This is a genomic window from Pseudomonas sp. ENNP23, assembly GCF_001728945.1.
Taxonomy (GTDB): Bacteria; Pseudomonadota; Gammaproteobacteria; order Pseudomonadales; family Pseudomonadaceae; genus Metapseudomonas; species Metapseudomonas otitidis.
In genome coordinates this window covers 109,608-126,511 of sequence record NZ_LYSP01000001.1, presented here as the reverse complement: position 1 = coordinate 126,511, position 16,904 = coordinate 109,608, and the positions used below count along the sequence as shown (strand labels likewise).

Sequence of the window (16,904 nt, the reverse complement as noted above, 5' to 3'; positions counted from 1 at the left end):
ACTAACTAAAAAATACTAAATAACTTCTGCTGTTGCCTGTGCTGGGATTAAAACGGCAGTTGCCTTGCTGCGTCTGGATTTTGACTCTTTAAAAAGGTGGCGAACATGTGGTGCAGTTCAGAAATGTTTAGAAGGCAACTGTGTGATCAGTTTGGCTTTGGTGGTTTTGGTAGTCCAGTGGAGTGTTTCATATGAATTCGCTGCATTTGATTCTGGGTGTTTTGTTGGTTTGGCTTCCCACTCATGCTGTTCTTGCCGCTGTTGTTAACGTCAAAGATGGCGAACATATGGTGGCGAATGACCGTGTGGTGAATGCGGATTCGGATAATGCTGTTCAGGTCAGTGGGAAGGGAACTTCTTTTACCAGCGAAGAAGGTTTGAAGGTCACCGCTAGCGGGACGTGGGGGGATGCTCTACGGGTGCAGAATGGGGGTCGCGCCGATCTGGTAGGTGCTGAATTGACAGCCAACGCAGGCCGACACGATCTGGTAAACGTCAGTTCAGGTGGGACTGTCTCTGCAAGCGACTCTTTATTTGAGTGCCAGGATTGTGCGGGTGATGGCGTTGCGGTTGAGGGGAGCGGGTCAAGTTTTACCGGTAACAATATCAGGATCGAGATCGGGGGGGATGCTTACTCGGGTGGGCTTCGTGCGTCAAGCGGGGGGAGTATTCGTCTGGTTGATAGCAGCATCAAAGTAGACTCCACTCGAGGTGGTCACGGTCGAAGTGCAGTATCTGTCTCGGGGCGAGGCAGTCGTTTCTTTGGTGAGCGGATTGATATTGATACAAATGGCTCTTACGGTTTCGAAGTGAATGGCGGTACCGCTTCTGAGTTGTATGACTCCACTGTCAAGGCTAGCCAGTCAGCAATCATCGTCCATACGCCAGGCCAGCGCACGGATGTGCATTTGAAGAATGTTGAAGCTGAGGGCGGTTATTACGGCATCAATGCAAACGGTGGTGACTATCATCTTGTGGTTGAAGGTGGGCGCTATACCGCTACCGGGGTAAATGGCACCGCGCTGTGGAGTACTTCTGACACTGCAAGGCTGGATATTGCTGATGCGGAATTCTACTCCTTGGGCTCGGGTGATGGAGTGATCCAGCAGAACAAGACGGGTGTCATCAATATTTTGAATAGCCGCATTGTAACCAGTGGGGCGGGCGGCCATGGTTTGTACGCTGAGGCATTGATCAATGCTGATGGAATGACCATTGAGGCGTCTGGCAAATCAGCCCATGGTGCCTCCGCTGCTCGTGGCGGTGTGTTGAATCTATGGAACAGTCAGGTGACTACCCGGGGAGACGGGGGGATGGGGCTGATAAGTTTCAAAGGGTCAACTGTAAATGCCGACCGGGTGTCTGTGACTACACAGGGTGAAGGTAGTCACGGGCTTGTTAGTAGAGGTGGCAATATGAATATCTCTGCATCCAGTATCGTGGCTGAAGGTGACAGCTCATCCGGTTTGAGAATGGAGGGGGGGACCGCCAAGTTTGATCTGAATAACACCTTTTTAGAGTCAAAGCAGTCGTTTGGTGTGCAGTCCATTGGTGCCAATGCGACGTTGTCTCTTTCCGATGGTTCCTATTTGCAAGCCGGCAATGGCGTTGCCATCTCTGCACGAGCGGGTGTTTTCAATCAGCAGACTCTGAGTAGCGCGTTGGATGTAAAGCTCGATAAGAGCCAGGTGTGGGGGGATGTTGAGGCAGATGATCTGAGCACTCTGGATCTGGTGCTTGGTAATGACTCCCTGCTATCCGGTGCAGCTCGCAATGTGCGGCACCTGACTATGGATGAGCGTAGCGTTTGGCAATTAACCGGGAACTCTGATTTGGGTCAGTTCGACCACCAAGGGACTGTGTTGTTTGCGCCTGAGGGTGATTTCAAGACCCTTCATGTCAAATCGGATCTGACAGGTTCTGGCCGTTTCATCATGAATACGGACCTGTCGACCTTGTCGGGCGACCTTGTGCAGGTGGATGGGCAAGTTCACGGCAACCATACTCTGGTCGTTGCTGATAGTGGCCGTAGCCCTGTTAATTCTGGTGGCACTCTGACTCTTGTAGAGACAAACGGCGGAGACGGGCAGTTCAATCTGTATGGTGATCACGTCGATGCGGGGGCTTATCGCTACACCCTGGCTAAGGCGGGAGATAACTGGCAGTTGGAACAAACTGGTTCTAGTGGGGCGGGAAACGATCTGTCCACCGGAAGTAATGCGGTGCTGGGGAGCCAGAGTGCATTGGGTTTGCTGTGGAATGCTCAGAATAATGCGCTAATCACAAGGCTTGGCGAGCTGCGCCTGGGTGATGATCGGGGTGGTCTTTGGAGTCGTGGTGTGAGTAAGAACTATAGTTCCAACCCATCGAGAAGCCGTGGATTCAAGCAGAAAGTGAGTGGGTTCGAGGTAGGCGCCGATAAAGCTGTAGAAGTGGCAAGTGGTCGTCTTTATTTGGGTGGGCTGGTGGGGGTCGTGGAATCAGCACAAGACTTCCAGGGCGAAGCAAAAGGCAACATCAACAGCAAGTTGCTCGGTGCCTATGGCACTTATCTGGATGATCGAGGATATTATGTGGACGCCGTTGCTCGCTACTCATGGATGGATAACAGCCTTCGCTTTAGCGACAATGTAGGCAAGTCGATCAAGGGCGACTATAAGAATCAGGGGGTTGGTATTGGTCTTGAAGTTGGCAAAAGGATCGAAGCTGCCCGTGAGTACTTTGTCGAGCCTCAGGTTGAGTTGACTTATACCCGAACCAAAGGTGCTGAATATGCATTAAGTAACGGGCTTGAGGTCAAACAGTCCGCCAGTGATTCTTTGGAGGGGCGTATCGGCTTGCTCGCCGGTCGGCGCTTGGAGTGGACTGCGCAGAGATCTGTGCAGCCCTATGTTAAAGCCTCTTTTGTTAACGAGCTTCACCGCAGCGGCTCAACTCGTTTTAATGAAGATCGTCTAACCATGAACAGTGGGGCTTCGCGTGTTGAGCTAGGACTTGGAGCTTCCCTGCAAGCAACAGAAAATAGCAAGTTAAGTGTTGATGCTGACTATGCTAAAGGTAGTCGTATGGAGATGCCTTGGACTCTGACACTTGGTTATCGCTTTCTCTGGTAGGCATTGGAGAAGTTCGAATGGCGCGATAGGCCACATTTATCTGACGACCGATCAGGTTTGAAAACTAAATAGTTGGCGAAAAATCTCATCAGGAGCCCGGCCCTTGGTCGGGTTTCTGCTTTTTGCGGTACGCAAGTGCTGAAACATGTTTGGCTCGAGAGGAATAGCGGTCTTTCGGCGTACGCGCCATTTCATATAAGCCCCCTTAGGAGTAGATGCACAGAATCTTCGGGGCTCAGATGGAAATTCCTACAGACCCTGTGGGGGGGGGACTCCATTCGCGGCTCGAAACCCTCGATATCATTGCGCTCGCCACGCTGAAGTGCGACGTGGTTCTCGTTGCGAGAACCGTAAGTGCTCAGTTCTGGTTCCGACTCTTGAGGTCACCCCCCCTTTGATTCGGCGCGTGGAACCAGGCGCCATTCAGGAGAGCAAAATGAAAAAGTTCCTCACCGCTGGCGCGGCCCTGGTCGGTTTCGGCCTGAGCAACCTGGCACTGGCCTATGACGGCACCATTACCATCAAGGGTGAAGTGTCCAGCAAGACCTGCACCATCGAGAGCGCCGCGCTCAACCAGACTGTCGAACTGGCTCCGGTTTCCCAGAGCTCCCTGGCGCCGGGGCAAAATGCCGGCTTCAAGCCGTTCCAGATCGCCGTGTCGGGCTGCACCGTGGGTGCCAAGGTCAAGGCCAACTTCGAAATTGCCCCGAACGTGGACCCCACCACCGGCACCCTGAAGAACGAACTCAGCGGCGTTGATGCGTCCAACGTCGCCATCCAGTTGTTCAACAAGGACCAGAAGGCCATCAACTTGGCTACCGGCGCCAATAACAGCGAAGAAATCATTGGCGCTGGTCAGAACGCCACCCTTGGCTTCTTCGCCGCGTACCTCGCCCCCGTAGGCGAAGACGTGAAGCCTGGTCTGGTGAACACCAAAGTCACCTACACCATGAGCTACGAGTAACACCCCTGACTCGCCCGGAATGTTTCCGGGCGAGTTGCCTCTACGGTAATTCCTATGTCCCTGCGCTCTTCATGCATACGATGGCTGCTGGCTGTCGGCACCTTGTTGTTCGTCTCCGTTGCCCACGCCGGCATCGTGGTCAATGGCACCCGGTTCATTTATCCCGCGAAGCAGCAGGAGATTGGCGTCCGGGTCAGCAATGACGGCGACCAACCTTCGCTTGTGCAGGTGTGGATCGACCGTGGCGATCCCGAGATTCGCCCCGAGAATGCCGAGGCACCTTTCGTCATGACGCCGCCCCTGTTCCGTGTCGATCCCGGCAAGGGTCAGAGCGTTCGGGTTGCCTTCACCGGCGAGTCGCTGCCCAAGGATCGCGAGAGCGTCTTCTGGCTGAACCTGCTGGACGTACCGCCCATGCCTGGCGAAGACGGCAACTACATGCAGTTCGCCATCCGCACCCGGGTCAAGCTCTTCTACCGTCCTGAGGGGTTGCCTGGGCGGCCTGATCGGGCCGTCGAGCAGGTGGCCTGGAGCCTGGCCAGCGTGGCTGGCAAGCCTGTGCTCCGTGCCACCAACCGCAGCGCCTACAACGTCTCTTTCGGCGACATCGTCTTGCGTACCGGTGGACGTGACTACAAGGCCGGCAGCGGCATGGTGGGGCCCTTCGGTGCCCATGACTTCCCGGTAGCTGGACTTTCCGGCGTACCGGCATCGGGCCGTGTCGTCCTGCAGTGGATCAACGACTACGGCGCCAGCGTCACTCAGGAGAGCAGCCTGGACAATTAGGTCCGGGCATTGTCGCCTTTCACTACTACACGAATCCAAAGGAGCATCGCGCTGGTCGATGCGAGGTGTACCCATGACTTCGCTTTCCGCTACCGACGCCAGTAGCCTCACAAGGGCCATACTCCCGCGCGGCCCGCGATTGCATCGGGTTGCGCGTCCGCATCTGCTCGCCGTTGCCATGGCCACGACGGGTGCCACCTTAGGCTTGGCCGATGCCGACGAACTCCCCAATGGCCCGCGCCTGGCTGCCTTCAACCCCGACTTCCTGCTCAATGGCGCGGGTCAGGGAGAGGCTGTCGACCTTTCACGCTTCAGCCGAGGCACCGTCCTGCCGGCCGGCACCTACCGGTTGGACGTTCATCTGAACGAGCGATGGATCGGTCGCCAGGAAATTCGCGTGCTGGAGGACAAGGACGCCCCCAACGGTGTAAAGATGTGTCTCACTCCCGCGCAACTGGGCACGATTGGCCTCGATCTGGACAAGCTGCCGGATCCGGCTGCCGCGCGGGCGAAGCTGGAGAGCGAGGAGTGCCTGGACCTCGCGCAACTGGTGCCTTCTTCCAGTCTCAATATCGACCTGTCCGAGCTCAGCGCCTACCTCAGCATTCCCCAGGCCTACCTCGGCCGGCAGGTGCGCGGTGAAGTGGACCCACGCGACTGGGATCGTGGCGTTACCGCCGGCTTCATCGGCTACAACGCCAACCTGTATCGGAACCACGCCGACGGCGGGGATACCCAGCAGCTCAGCATCGGACTCAACAACGGCATCAACCTGGGTGACTGGCGACTGCGCACCAACGGCAATTACAGCCGCTCAAGCTCTTCAGGTGCGCCTTCGCGCAGCCATTACAGCAACAGCAGCACTTATGTGCAGCGGGATCTGACGGGTATCCGTTCGCAGTTGACCGTGGGTGACTACTACACCCCGAGCGAGCTGTTCGACAGCGTGCCGTTCCGGGGCGTGCAGGTCAGCTCGGACGATCGCATGCTGCCGGACGCCCTGCGTGGGTTCGCGCCCGTCATCCGTGGCGTTGCAGAAACCAACGCCAAGGTCACCGTCCGACAGGGTTCCTCTATCCTCCACGAAACAACGGTTTCCCCCGGGCCTTTCGCCATCGAGGACCTCTACGATTCCGGCTACTCCGGCGACCTGGAGGTCACCGTCACCGAAGCGGATGGCCGCCAGCGCTCGTTTCTCATCCCCTATGCTTCTGTGGCGCAACTGCTTCGCCCTGGCATGTCGCGATTCAGTGTCACGGCCGGTGAGTACCGCAGCGAGTCGGCCGAGCGTGTCCCGCGCTTTGTACAGGGCACCTACCAGCGCGGTATCTCCAACGACTGGAGCGCTTATACCGGCAGCATCATTGCCGAGAAGTACATGGCCGTTCAGGGGGGTATCGCCCTGAGCACCGGACTGGGCGCCCTGGCGTTGGACGTGACCCAGTCGCAGATCAAGGAGTCGCCCGTTTCCACCGAGGACCAGGCACCCAAAGGGGGGCGCAGCTACCGGATGACCTATTCGAAGCTGGTGGACGCGACCCAGACCAACTTCACCATGGCTGCCTACCGCTTCTCCAGTCGCGGCTACCTGAGCTTCAGTGACTACGCCCAGGCTTATGGCAACCCCGAGGGCGGGCTCTTCCGCCAGCGCAGTCGTTTCCAGGTGAGTGCTACCCAGCCCCTGCCCGGAGAGATGGGTAGCCTCTACCTGAGCGGCACGTCGCAAAAATACTGGGACGCCTCGCGCAAGGGCGACATGACCTTCCAGGGCGGATACTCCAACAGCTACCGCTGGGGCTCCATGAGTCTGTCGGTGGGGCGTACCCGTATGGGCGATGGCCACGAGAATCAGTACATGTTGAGCGTCAACATCCCGATTGGCGATGTGGGGCGCTCGGCCAGTCTCAGTACATCGGTCAACTACGCCAAAGGCCGCAGCAGCACCCAGGCCAGCCTCAGTGGCTCCCTCGGCGAGCAGGCCCAGACCAGCTACAGCCTTTATGGCTCCACCAGCCGAGACCAGGGTGAGCGCTTCAACAACACTGGCGGCAGCGTCAGCTACCGTGCTTCCGCCGTTGCCCTCAACGCAGGGCTGAGCAAGGGCACTGGCTACCGCCAGGAGAACATCGGAGCGATGGGGTCCATCGTCCTCCACCCGGGGGGAGTGAACTTCACCCAGACCCAGGGCGAGACCCTTGCCGTGATCGAGGCCCAGGGGGCGCAGGGCGCCTACGTGTCTAACGATGCCGGGGCGCGTATCGCCAGCAATGGTTATGCCGTGGTCGGCGGGCTGTCGCCCTATCGGCAGAACCAGATCGTGATCGACCCGGCTGGTCTGTTCCGCAACGTCGAACTGCAGCTCACCGAGCAGTCGGTGGTACCCCGTCATGGCGCAGTGGTCATGCTCAACTACCCCACCATCAGTGGTGTTCCGGTGCTGTTCAAGATCGTGCGAGACAACGGCGAGAACCCGCCGCTGGGTTCCGAAGTGCTCGATGCCGATGGCAAGAGCGTGGCGATGGTAGGGCAGGCAGGCCGTGCCTTCCTGCGCGGGATCGACCCTTCAGGGTCGTTGGTGGTGCGTTGGGGGAGTGACCCGGACAAGCGCTGCGTCTTCGAGTACCGCTTGCCGGAGGAGGACCCGGACAGCGTTCACTATGCACAACAGGAAGTTCGCTGCATCACCCGGACCGGACGTTCCGAGGTTGCCATCGCCGATTGATACTGCAGCAGTTGAAGCCTTTTCCTCATCGGGGCCGGTCTACACCGGCCCCGTTTTTTTGCCTGCCTGAAACCGATCAGTTGAAGGTAACGGTAATGATCCCGGCCTTGCGCCCGGAGCGGGTTGCGATCGGCGTAACTGCCACGCTATGGGTGTTTGCCACACCTGCACAGGCCTGGTCGTGAAACGGATCGGCCGGCGCACGCGGACTGATGCCGTTGGCACGCCCCACATGATCCTGCCAGACGTTAGTAGGAACGCTGCACATATCCTTTACGATCCTGCCTACAAAAGTGATTTGACCGCGGACCGGGTCACTGGAATTGGCCTGGGCAACGCCCATGACGAGAGAGAGGGCGACAGCGGAGAGACTCAGTATTTTTTTCATGTTTAGGACTCCTCACAGACATGCCCTGAGTAAAAATCAGCTAGCTCCTACAATCCAGTTTTTTGCTGTCCTCTTTTTCTGTAGGCGACCTCGGGTGCGACGCCCTTGCGTCACAGTTCCATTTGCGACTGCCGATATTTTGTGATCATGTTCATTTCGTGGTTCTTGTCAGAAATTTCCTATATGGATCTTTCGTCCTATAAAGGCCACAATCGGGCCATCACCCCGCCGCAGGCACACTGCAAAAACACCTCTGCTCCATCCGCCTCGGGTTCACGGCCAAGCCCCACGTTCAGCACCGAATGCCTTCATTTGCCTTTTCTGCCCCTGCACAGGTGGTGGAGTGGTTTTCTGCGGGCATGAAAAAGGCCCATCGCGCTGGCGCGATGGGCCATATAAAAAAGCCCCCGTCAGGGCCGACGACCTGACGGGGGCGAGGGGTGTCCCTGACGGGACCTCAGTGTGTTGCCTTCAGCGCCGAGAGCGTTTGCAGGCCAGCGCCGCGTAGAGCATGAGCAGGATGAGGAATCCCAGGCTCAGGGACATGCCGCTTACTCGGCACCGACCTGGCGCAACCTGGTCGCCGGTATGTCACCCAGGTTGTTGAGCATCCGCTCGCTGTACCAGTCGAGGAAGTTGATCACGCCGAACTCGTAGGTCTTCGAGTAGGGGCCAGGCTGGTAGGCGGAGGAGTTGATGCCGCGCTGGTTCTCCTCGGCCAGGCGACGGTCCTGGTCGTTGGTGGCGTCCCACACCTCGCGCAGGCGTGCCACGTCGTAGTCCACGCCTTCCACCGCATCCTTGTGCACCAGCCATTTGGTGGTGACCAGGGTCTCCTGCGGGCCGATGGGCCACACGGTAAACACGATCATGTGGTCGCCCATGCAGTGGTTCCAGGAGTGCGGCAGATGGAGGATGCGCATGGAACCCAGGTCCGGGTTCTGGATGCGCCCCATCAGTTTCTTGCTGCCCGGCTTGCCGTCCATGGTCATGGACACGGTGCCCTCGAGCAGCGGCATACGCACGATGCGGTTGCGCAGGCCGAAACTGGCGTGGGCATAGGGGATTTTCTCCGCGTCCCAGGCCCGGGTGCAGGCGGCCACCTGGTCCTTGAAGGCCTGGCTGGCGCGCGGGTCGGTCACGTCGTCCCACTCCAGCAGGGTGTTGAGCAGCTCCGGGTGCGAACCGCTGCAGTGGTAGCACTCGCGGTTGTTCTCCATCACCAGCTTCCAGTTGGCGGCTTCACGCAGGGTGGTCTGCACGGCCACCTTGGTGTTCTCCATGTCATAGGGCTCCATGTAATGGGCCAGCGTGGAGAGGAAGTCGTCGATGGCCGGCGGGTTCTCCGCCAGGCTGATGAAGATGTAGCCACCGGCGGTCTTCACGTTCACCGGCTTCAGGCCGTACTGCTTCATGTCGAAGTCGGCGCCCATTTCGGTGCCGGCGAACAGCAGGCGGCCGTCCAGTTCGTAGGTCCACTGGTGATAGGGGCAGACCAGCTTGGCCACCTTGCCCTTGTCGCTGACGCACAGGCGCGAGCCGCGGTGGCGGCAGACGTTGTGGAAGGCATGGACCTGGCCTTCGGCACCGCGCAGGACGATCACCGGGTTGTTGCCCACCTGCAGGGTCAGGTAGTTGCCCTTGGCCGGGATTTCGCAGGTCATGCCGGCGATCAGCCACTCCTTGTGGAAGATCTCCTGCATGTCGAGCTGGAACAGGCGCTCGTCGTTGTAGAACGGCTGGGGCAGCGAGAAGGTGTGGTCGCGCTCCTTGAGCATGGCAGCGGTGGCCTTGCGTGCGGGCTCGAGCGGGTCGACCAGGCTCAGGGGGGAAGTGACGTCCATCGGTAACTCCTCAAAAGGCTGGTCGCACCGGCGACCGCCGCAATGGGTGGCTGACTCGGTTGTCACGCAAGGCGGCGTGACGTGCCCCTCTGTTCTCCCTGGCCGACTGCAGGCCCTGCTGCGGATACGAGGGTGGTTTTTCGAAAAGCCTCGTGTTCTGGCTGGGGCCGAGTGTGCTGTCGCCATGGGGTACGACCTTGTCCATGGGCGACACGGCCGCGTCCGTTTCCGACGCCCGAGCCCTTGTGGTTGCTGGCAGGTCGCGATGAGCATGCGAATGTCGCTGGCAGGTAAGTGGTGGGGATTTGCGTTCAGCAGAATCCGATCAGAGGCGCCGATCCACGGTGCGCGGAGACACGTATGAGCAACAGCTTCCTGAACCCGGTGAACACCCAGACCTGGACCAACGGCCGCCACCTGGTGCGCTGCGTGAAGACCGTCCAGGAAACCTGGGACGTCCGCACCTTCTGCTTCATGGCCGACCAGCCGATCCTGTTCTTCTTCAAGCCCGGCCAGTTCGTCACCCTGGAGCTGGAAATCGACGGGCAGCCGATCATGCGTTCGTACACCATCTCCAGCACGCCCTCGGTGCCCTACAGCTTCTCCATTACCATCAAGCGCGTGCCGGGCGGCAAGGTCTCCAACTGGCTGCACGACAACCTCAAGGAAGGTGACGTCCTCCCCGCGCATGGCCCGGTGGGGCTGTTCAACGCCATCGACCATCCCGCCGACAGGGTGCTCTACCTCTCCGGCGGCGTCGGCATCACCCCGGTGATGTCCATGGCCCGCTGGTTCTTCGATACCAACGCCAACGTCGACATGGTCTTCGTCCACAGCGCCCGCACGCCGAAGGACATCATCTACCACCGCGAACTGCGCCACATGGCCTCTCGGGTCGCCAACTTCAAGCTGCACCTGGTGGTCGAGCGCTACGACGCCGGCGAAACCTGGTCCGGCTACCGTGGCTACCTCAATGAAGCAATGCTGCACCTGATCGCCCCTGACTTCATGGAGCGGGAGATCTTCTGCTGCGGCCCCACCCCCTACATGAGCGCGGTGAAGCGCCTGCTGCAGGCCAAGGGCTTCGACATGGCGCGCTATCACGAGGAAGCCTTCGGTCCGACGCCCCCCGAGGTGCGCGAAGAGGTCAGGGAACTGGCCGCCGAGGCTGCCGAAGCCGTGCCCGTACCGGCCGCCGACCAGCATCTGGTGGAGTTCAGCGGCACCGGCAAGAGCATCCGGGTCGCCCCGGGCGAGACCGTGCACTCCGCCGCCGCCAAGCTCGGCCTGCACATTCCCAAAGCCTGCGGCATGGGCATCTGCGGCACCTGCAAGGTGATGAAGACCGCCGGCGAGGTGGAGATGGAGCACAACGGCGGCATCACCGACGAAGACGTCGCCGAGGGCTACATCCTCTCCTGCTGCAGCGTGCCCAAGGGCGACGTCTGCATCGACTACTGATTCCCCAGGTATCGGCCTGTACGGAAAACGACCAGGGCCTGCAAAGCCACGCCGGGCGGGGCGCAGCGGGTTTCGCTAACAGCTTGTCCACAGGCTGGTCCACGGCATCTGTGGATCGGCCTCGTACCCTCGGGCCGCGCACGACAAGGCTTCCAGCAGCTTGAGGTTCCACGGGAACGCACTGTTCAGGAATTGATCAGTGCGCTGAAAGCCTTGCCAGTCATGGGCTTCAGCCATCTATCCACAGGTCGGTCACAGTCTCCTGCACAGTGGGTGTGCATAGTCACCCCACCGGCTCCACGATTCTGCTCGCAGGTTGGCCTCCAGCCCAGGCTGCGCAGGCGCCGTGGCGTCCGAACAGGGGTGAACAGGTTGTCCACAGGCTTGCCCACCGTTATCGGGGAAAACCTCGATCCGACGCCCCGTGGAACATCCAGAACCCGGCTGGAGCATCCAGTCATTTCGAGGTCTTCAGGCCTGGCTGAAAAATGAACAATCGGCTGTATGCCACGTATGGCAAGGGATGTGGCGATCTATCCACAGGCAGTCGACAGGCCGGTGCACAGCAGCTGTGCATGAATGCGCGGCAAGTGACTGAAACAGAACGAAAAACAGGCGGGAGGCCAGGGTCTTTGCAGCGCCTGGCCTGGCGGCAGGGCTCCACGGCTTGTCCACAGGTTGATGCACCGTAATCGGGGACAAGTCGCGGAGCGGGGCTTCAGCCCAGGGTCATGGCGGCGCGGATGTCGGCGGCCAGCTCGCGTACACGGGCTTCCTCGGTGTCCCAGGAGCACATGAAGCGAGCGCCGCCGGCACCGATGAAGGTGTAGAAGCGCCAGTTGCGCGCCCGCAGGTACTCCAGCGCCGCTTCGGACATCTGCAGGAACACCCCGTTGGCTTCCACCGGGAACATCAGGCTCACCCCCGGCACGTCCGCCACCAGCTCTGCCAGCAACTGCGCGCAGCCGTTGGCGTGCTGTGCGTAGCGCATCCAGGCGTCGTCCTGCAGCAGGCCCACCCAGGGCGCCGAGAGGAAGCGCATCTTCGAGGCCAGTTGCCCGGCCTGCTTGCAGCGGTAGTCGAAGTCCTCGGCCAGGTCATGGTTGAAGAACAGGATCGCCTCGCCCACCGCCATACCGTTCTTGGTGCCACCGAAGCACAGCACGTCGACGCCGGCTTTCCAGGTCAGCTCCGCCGGGGTGCAGCCGAGGAAGGCGCAGGCGTTGGAGAACCGCGCGCCGTCCATATGCAGGCGCAGGCCCAGTTCCTTGCACACCGAGCTGATGGCGCGGACCTCTTCCGGGCGATAGACGGTGCCCACTTCGGTGGACTGGGTCAGCGTCACCACGCGGGGTTTCGGGTAGTGGATGTCCTGGCGCTTGAGGGCGATCTCGCGCACCGCATCCGGGGTCAGCTTGCCTTGCTCGGTGCGGGCCAGCAGCAGTTTGGAGCCGTTGGAGAAGAACTCCGGCGCGCCGCATTCGTCGGTCTCGACGTGGGCCGTCTCCGAGCAGATCACGCTGTGGTAGCTCTGGCACATCGAGGCCAGTGCCAGTGAGTTGGCCGCCGTGCCGTTGAAGGCGAAGAACACCTCGCAATCGGCCTCGAACAGGCGGCGGAAGTGATCGGCGGCGCGCGCCGTCCAGCTGTCCTCGCCGTAGGCGCGCTCATGGCCCTGATTGGCCTCGGCCATGGCGGCCCACACCTCCGGGCAGATGCCGGAGTAGTTGTCGCTGGCGAATTGCTGGGTCTTGTCGGTCATCGATGGGTCCTTTCCGTGGGCCACCCTGTGCGTAGGCGGCCAATGGGATGTAAGTTAACGCCAGCTTTGATGCACGGAAACGTGCTCAGGCGACATCTGTTTCCACCCAGGCGCTGTCCGGGCGCCTTCAGGAACTCCGGGCGGGCTTTGCGGCTCACAACAGAACCGCACCTGCCACGGGGCCGGACCCTGCCATCACCTGAGGAGTGTCACCGATGCGCTACACCCACCTGCTTGCCGTTGCCGCCACCCTTTCCGTCAGCCTGTCGGCCGCCGCCGCCCAGTGGGGCCCGGGCGAGCGCGAGCGTTTCGTCCAGGACTGCGCCGCCGGCGCCCAGGCCCAGGTGGCCGGGGACAAGCTGCAGAAATACTGCGGTTGTGCTGCCGACAAGGTCGGTGCCGAGTTCAGCCAGACCGAGCTGGACGAACTGAAGAACCAGACCACCCCGCTGCCCAAGCCCACCCACGAGCGCCTGATCAAGGTCACCAGCCAGTGCCTGGCGCACCTCAACTGACGATATCCCCCGGGCCTGGCCGCTGGCCGGGCCCTCTCCCCGCGTTCTGTATCCGCCATCCCGCGTAAAAACGACAGGTCGCCATACGGACGCTGCGTCTACGAGCGTCCGCTGTGCCGGCGTACTGTGAGCCGGCACGCTAGCCCGTGCCCTGGCGGCTTGCCCAGCACGCCAGCGCCCACAGACAGTCCTGCCCATTGCGCTGCGCTGTGGGCAGGTGGGGGATTGGACAACATTGCCGCAAGCCTTCCAAAGCCTCGTCAGACCTGGCCCATGGCAATCTATCCACAGGCTGTGAACAGGGCCGTGCACAGTTTCTGTGGGCAAGCACCGGCTGCAACCCGCTGATACTGCTCAAGAAACGTACGAAGTCCGGGAGGCCGTGCCGGTTCTTGTGTGGCGCCAGCGTTCTACAGGTTATCCACAGGGTGCTCCACGCTTTATGGGGATCACCCCTCACGTCCGTTCATCCATCGCCTCTCTGTCGCGTCGGCGGCCATGTCCCGTGGCGTCATCTACTGTTCCCATCGCGTCGTCGCTTTTGGCAAAGACGGCGCTGCCTGGCTGCTCCGCGCCCTGTCGCCCCGGAGGCAAGGTGGCCGCTGAAAGCGCCGTGTCGCGGGTCGGGTCGTTTGAGCATTTGGACGTCGTAAACAGGCAAGTCGCCCCACAGGCGTTTTCGCACAATCGGTCGCAACAGGCCCGGTCAGACCGGAAATTCCGGCGCTGGCGCCCCCGGTGGAAACGCCGGTGGGCGCTTGCCGCGATGGCTTCCGACCAGCCCCCCAAACCCCGTGCGACAGTCGCACCGCAGGAGATCAGCGATGTTCAGCAAGCAAGACCGAATCCAGGGCTACGACGACGAACTGTTCAGCGCGATGCAGGAAGAAGCGCACCGACAGGAAGACCACATCGAGCTGATCGCCTCCGAGAACTACACCAGCCAGCGGGTGATGGAAGCCCAGGGCAGCGGCCTGACCAACAAGTACGCCGAAGGCTACCCGGGCAAGCGCTACTACGGCGGCTGCGAATTCGTCGACAAGGTGGAGCAACTGGCCATCGACCGTGCCAAGGAGCTGTTCGGCGCCGACTACGCCAACGTCCAGCCGCACTCCGGTTCCTCCGCCAACAGCGCCGTCTACCTGGCCCTGCTCAATGCCGGCGACACCCTGCTGGGCATGAGCCTGGCCCACGGCGGCCACCTCACCCACGGCGCCAAGGTGTCCTCCTCCGGCAAGCTGTACAACGCCGTGCAGTACGGCCTGGACCCGGCCACCGGCCTGATCGACTACGACGAAGTCGAGCGCCTGGCCGTGGAGCACAAGCCGAAGATGATCGTCGCCGGCTTCTCCGCCTACTCCAAGACCCTCGACTTCCCGCGCTTCCGCGCCATCGCCGACAAGGTCGGGGCGCTGCTGTTCGTCGACATGGCCCACGTCGCCGGCCTGGTGGCCGCCGGCCTGTACCCGAACCCGCTGCCCTACGCCGATGTGGTCACCACCACCACCCACAAGACCCTGCGCGGCCCGCGCGGTGGCCTGATCCTCGCGCGCAAGAACGAAGAGATCGAGAAGAAGCTCAACTCCGCCGTGTTCCCCGGCGCCCAGGGCGGCCCGCTGATGCACGTCATCGCCGCCAAGGCCGTGTGCTTCAAGGAAGCGCTGGAACCCGGCTTCAAGACCTACCAGGCCCAGGTCATCAAGAACGCCCAGGCCATGGCCAAGGTGTTCATCGAGCGTGGCTACGACGTGGTCTCCGGCGGCACCGACAACCACCTGTTCCTGGTCAGCCTGATCAAGCAGGGCCTGACCGGCAAGGACGCCGACGCCGCCCTCGGCCGCGCCGGCATCACCGTGAACAAGAACGCCGTGCCCAACGACCCGCAGTCGCCCTTCGTCACCTCCGGCGTGCGCATCGGCACCCCGGCCATCACCACCCGTGGCTTCAAGGAAGCCCAGTCCACCGAACTTGCCGGCTGGATCTGCGACATCCTCGACCACCTCGGCGACGCCGACGTGGAAGCCCAGGTGGCCCGGCAGGTGGCGGCGCTCTGCGCCGACTTCCCCGTCTACCGCTGATCCAGGAGTCCGAGCATGCAACGTTATTCCGGCTTCGGCCTGTTCAAGCACTCCCTGAGCCACCACGAGAACTGGCAGCGCATGTGGCGCAACCCCACGCCCAAGCCGGTCTATGACGTGATCGTGGTCGGCGGCGGCGGCCATGGCCTGGCCACGGCCTACTACCTGGCCAAGGAATTCGGCGTGAAGAACGTCGCGGTGGTGGAGAAGGGCTGGCTGGGCGGCGGCAACACCGCGCGCAACACCACCATCGTCCGCTCCAACTACCTGTGGGACGAGGCGGCGCACCTCTACGAGCACGCCATGAAGCTGTGGGAAGGCCTGTCCCAGGACCTGAACTACAACGTGATGTTCTCCCAGCGTGGCGTCTACAACCTCTGCCACACCCTGCAGGACATGCGTGACGCCGAGCGCCGCGTCAGTGCCAACCGCCTCAACGGCGTGGATGGCGAGCTGCTCAACGCCCGCCAGGTGGCCGAAGAAATCCCCTACCTGGACTGCAGCAAGAACACCCGTTACCCGATCCTCGGCTCCACCGTGCAGCGCCGGGGCGGCGTGGCCCGTCACGATGCCGTCGCCTGGGGCTTCGCCCGCGCCGCCGACGCCCTGGGCGTCGACCTGCTGCAGAACACCGAGGTGATCGGCTTCCGCAAGCAGGATGGCGCGGTCATCGGGGTCGAGACCAACCGCGGCTTCATCGGCGCCAAGCGCGTCGGCGTGGTCACCGCCGGCAACTCCGGGCACATGGCCAAGCTCGCCGGCTTCCGCCTGCCGCTGGAATCCCACCCGCTGCAGGCCCTGGTGTCCGAGCCGATCAAGCCGATCATCCACAGCGTGATCATGTCCAACGCCGTGCACGGCTACATCAGTCAGTCCGACAAGGGCGACCTGGTCATCGGCGCCGGCATCGACGGCTACAACGGCTACGGCCAGCGCGGCTCCTACCCGACCATCGAGCACACCCTGCAGGCCATCGTCGAGATGTTCCCGGTGCTGTCGCGCGTGCGCATGAACCGCCAGTGGGGCGGCATCGTCGACACCACCCCCGACGCCTGCCCGATCATCGCCAAGACGCCGGTTAAGAACCTGTTCTTCAACTGCGGCTGGGGCACCGGCGGCTTCAAGGCCACCCCCGGCTCGGGCAACGTCTTCGCCGCCAGCCTGGCCGCCGGCGAGATGCACCCGCTGGCCAAGCCCTTCTCCATCGAACGTTTCCACAACGGCGCACTGATCGACGAGCACGGCGCCGCTGCCGTGGCTCACTAAGGAGA

Annotated in this window: 11 protein-coding genes; 8 read left to right on the top strand and 3 right to left on the bottom strand. The window is 61.6% G+C overall.

What is annotated here, in order from left to right:
• Positions 1-191: 191 nt before the first annotated feature.
• From A9G05_RS26325 to A9G05_RS00505, 4 genes are all read left to right on the top strand, one after another.
• Positions 192-3,113 carry an autotransporter outer membrane beta-barrel domain-containing protein gene (locus tag A9G05_RS26325; RefSeq protein ID WP_083265553.1) on the top strand — a complete coding sequence of 974 codons (2,922 nt, stop codon included), beginning with the start codon at positions 192-194 and terminating at the stop codon, positions 3,111-3,113.
• Between the two features lie 436 nt (positions 3,114-3,549).
• A complete protein-coding gene (locus A9G05_RS00515; protein ID WP_069559115.1) occupies positions 3,550-4,077 on the top strand; it encodes a fimbrial protein in 528 nt (175 codons plus the stop codon).
• Between the two features lie 54 nt (positions 4,078-4,131).
• Entirely contained in the window at positions 4,132-4,863 is a 732-nt protein-coding gene (locus A9G05_RS00510) for a molecular chaperone (RefSeq protein WP_069559114.1), read from the top strand.
• Positions 4,864-5,068: 205 nt separating this feature from the next.
• Positions 5,069-7,585: a fimbria/pilus outer membrane usher protein gene (locus tag A9G05_RS00505; protein WP_240920351.1), complete on the top strand. Its 2,517-nt coding sequence runs from the start codon at positions 5,069-5,071 to the stop codon at positions 7,583-7,585.
• A 76-nt stretch (positions 7,586-7,661) separates the two neighbouring features.
• On the opposite strand, the gene A9G05_RS00500 is transcribed toward A9G05_RS00505, so the two are convergent.
• The gene (locus A9G05_RS00500; RefSeq protein WP_069559113.1) at positions 7,662-7,973 is read right to left on the bottom strand and encodes a hypothetical protein; all 312 of its coding nucleotides are present in this window, start codon (positions 7,971-7,973) and stop codon (positions 7,662-7,664) included.
• A gap of 551 nt (positions 7,974-8,524) precedes the next feature.
• Positions 8,525-9,817, bottom strand: coding sequence for a glycine-betaine demethylase subunit GbcA (gene gbcA, locus A9G05_RS00495; protein ID WP_069559112.1), 1,293 nt, complete (start codon positions 9,815-9,817; stop codon positions 8,525-8,527).
• 360 nt (positions 9,818-10,177) lie between these two features.
• Here gbcA and gbcB point away from each other — a divergent pair, with 360 nt between their 5' ends.
• Positions 10,178-11,278, top strand: a complete 1,101-nt coding sequence (gbcB, locus tag A9G05_RS00490; protein ID WP_069559111.1) for a glycine-betaine demethylase subunit GbcB — start codon at positions 10,178-10,180, stop codon at positions 11,276-11,278.
• A gap of 718 nt (positions 11,279-11,996) precedes the next feature.
• Here the strand turns inward: gbcB and A9G05_RS00485 are convergent.
• The gene (locus A9G05_RS00485; RefSeq protein WP_069559110.1) at positions 11,997-13,040 is read right to left on the bottom strand and encodes a low specificity L-threonine aldolase; all 1,044 of its coding nucleotides are present in this window, start codon (positions 13,038-13,040) and stop codon (positions 11,997-11,999) included.
• Between the two features lie 215 nt (positions 13,041-13,255).
• Here A9G05_RS00485 and A9G05_RS00480 point away from each other — a divergent pair, with 215 nt between their 5' ends.
• The 3 genes from A9G05_RS00480 (at position 13,256) to A9G05_RS00470 (ending at position 16,899) form a co-directional block, all read left to right on the top strand.
• Positions 13,256-13,555, top strand: a complete 300-nt coding sequence (locus tag A9G05_RS00480; protein ID WP_069559109.1) for a hypothetical protein — start codon at positions 13,256-13,258, stop codon at positions 13,553-13,555.
• Between the two features lie 824 nt (positions 13,556-14,379).
• Positions 14,380-15,633, top strand: coding sequence for a serine hydroxymethyltransferase (gene glyA / locus A9G05_RS00475; protein WP_069559108.1), 1,254 nt, complete (start codon positions 14,380-14,382; stop codon positions 15,631-15,633).
• A gap of 15 nt (positions 15,634-15,648) precedes the next feature.
• Positions 15,649-16,899 (top strand): sarcosine oxidase subunit beta family protein, encoded by a 1,251-nt coding sequence (locus tag A9G05_RS00470; RefSeq protein ID WP_044409143.1) that lies wholly within the window; start codon positions 15,649-15,651, stop codon positions 16,897-16,899.
• Positions 16,900-16,904: the final 5 nt, after the last annotated feature.